The sequence below is a fragment of the Runella sp. R5_40 genome (assembly GCF_057652295.1).
Genome location: NZ_JBYFCH010000056.1, coordinates 1 through 2,390, shown reverse-complemented (window position 1 = coordinate 2,390; position 2,390 = coordinate 1). Strand labels below are relative to the sequence as shown.

The window sequence follows — 2,390 nt, the reverse complement described above, 5'->3', positions numbered from 1 at the left end:
AATGGTCCTTTGACAGGTAGCGGTATAGCTAATGTACAAGGAGTTAATGCCGTGTTTAACAACAATGCAGGTGGAGAAATTAGTATCAAACAAACGGCAGTAGATGGGGTACAAAATGAGGCTGGTTCAATCTTTAACAATAATGCTTGTGCCAAGCTTACCATTTTTGATAATCTCAACAATGCGGGTACATTTACCAACACAGGACTGTTTACTGTTAATACTGCGCAAACGCACACCAATTCGGCATTGACCAATGATGGCGTCATTGAGTATCCACAAGGTAATTCAATACCAAACGTCACCAACAATGATATGATTGTAGCTCCAATGGCGGTTTGTGGGACAATAGGCACTTCTGCCCTTCAAATCGGAGGTGCCAATAACTTTACGGCGGGTAGTACGTGGTACAGCGACGCCCTGCTCACTACCCAAGCGGGCACGTATGACCAAGCATCCAATACCTTCACATTGACTAATTTGGCACTGTCGGGTACTCAAACGATGTATTTCTCAGTCAACGATGGGAGTAACCCTTGCCCTAATACGGTTTCGATTCAAGTGACGATGAAAGCACTGCCAACGGCGACTATTACAGGTGGGGGTGTTGCTTGCAAAGATGGAGCTTCCCCTACGGTTATTTTTACGGGTAATGGAGGAACAACACCTTACAAATTTACTTATAAAATCAACGATGGTGCTCCGCAAACGGTGACAACCACAAGTGGCAACAGCGCCACTGTAACAGCTCCGACGGGTGTATCTGGTTTGTTTACGTATAGTCTATTGAGTGTAGAAGAAAGTTCTACGCCTGCCTGTAGTCAAACTCAAACTGGTAGCGCGGAGGTGAAAATTCAAGGCAAACCCACGATTACGCTCAATACTTTACAACAAACCTTAAACGAAGGCAACGCTCAAACTTTCTGCGACACGGATGCGAATCCAGTTAATAGTTTGCAGTTTACGGTTTCGGGTTCTTGTGTTTCGGGGTCGCCTGTTTGGCGGGTGCAAGTGGGAAGCAATGCGTGGAGTGACTGGTCACCCAATGCCCCCGTTTCCCAATTGTCCAATAACCAACCCCACCGCTACCAAGCAGCCTGTGATGCGAGTTGTGCTGTGACATATACCTCACCGATTGAATTGACGATTAATTACCGCGCTTCGACGCCACAAAACGTGTCGCTAGTTGCCGATGGTGTAAGTGTGAATGTAGGAGAAACCAAAGAGGTTTGTAACATTGAAGGCAATTCAATTACATTTAATGCAACATGTGCGGCAGGAGAAATGCTACTTTACTCGGTAGATGGCGGCGAATATAGCAGTGCTGTACCGACGCAGTTGGCAGATAATCAGTACCATAATTACCGCGTACGTTGTCGCAAATCAGACGGAACCGTTTCGTGCGTGGAGTCAGAATCGGGGGTGATGCGTTTTCGGATTACGAGCTCTTTGGCGGCTCCCGTGGCGAGCTTGAACGTGACGAGTGGTTGTGGGAGTCCAGTTTTGTTCAGTGGTACAGCCACTTGCGGAACGATGGCGACAATTTGGTACAATGCGGCGACAAATGTAGCGTTGTCGTCTTTACCCAATCAAACACCTACGGAGACGAGTTCATATTACGCCCGTTGTCAAGCGGGAGGCGGCTGTTTGAGTGAAAAGAGTAACGTGGTGACTTACACAGTGATACCTATAAGCCAAGCACCTGCGGTGGCGGTTTCGCAAGACATCGTCTGCACGGGCACAACGGTAAGAATTTCAGCGAACTGTCCTGCAGGTAGTCAAACGTTCTGGAACACGGGGGTAACTGCGTCAAGTTTTGAAGTGTCGTTCAGCAACGTGACGAAGCAGAGTTACTGGGCAAAGTGTCTTTTTGAAGGCGGCTGTCAGAGCGCCGAAAGCGTTCACAAGGATGTGTACTGGAATGCGTTTGTGGTGACGATGATTAACATTGGTGAAAGCAAATCATTGGTGAAGACCAACGACCCCAGTGTTTGGCGGAGTCAGTTCATCACGCGCGACGGCGGCCCCGAATTGGAACAAAGCACGCAGGTGAATCCAACTTTGTATTTTGTAGAAAATACCAATAAACAAGCCCCCCGCTACTGGACGATTAACGTGGATGCGTGTGCGTTGGGGACAAACGGTTCATTGACGTTCGACATGTTGGCGACGCCAGAAATGGGTGTGCTTCGTTCCTTCAACACGCATGAGAACAACGCGCCTTACTTTATGTATGCCAACCGTGAAGGCTGGACGGAGTTGTACGCCCAAAACCACCCTGCTTACGGCTTTTACCAAGATAATGGCGCAGGTGGTAACGTTTACGATGCAGGGTTACCAAAAGGTTTGTATAAACTAGGCATTCGTTATTGGGATCAAAAAGGTTGGGG

The 2,390-nt window shown here is 48.0% G+C and carries 1 pseudogene; it reads left to right on the top strand.

The annotated features are described in order from the left end of the window. Window positions 1-2,390 (top strand): annotated as a pseudogene (locus AC23N5_RS31315) (hypothetical protein); the annotation flags it as partial.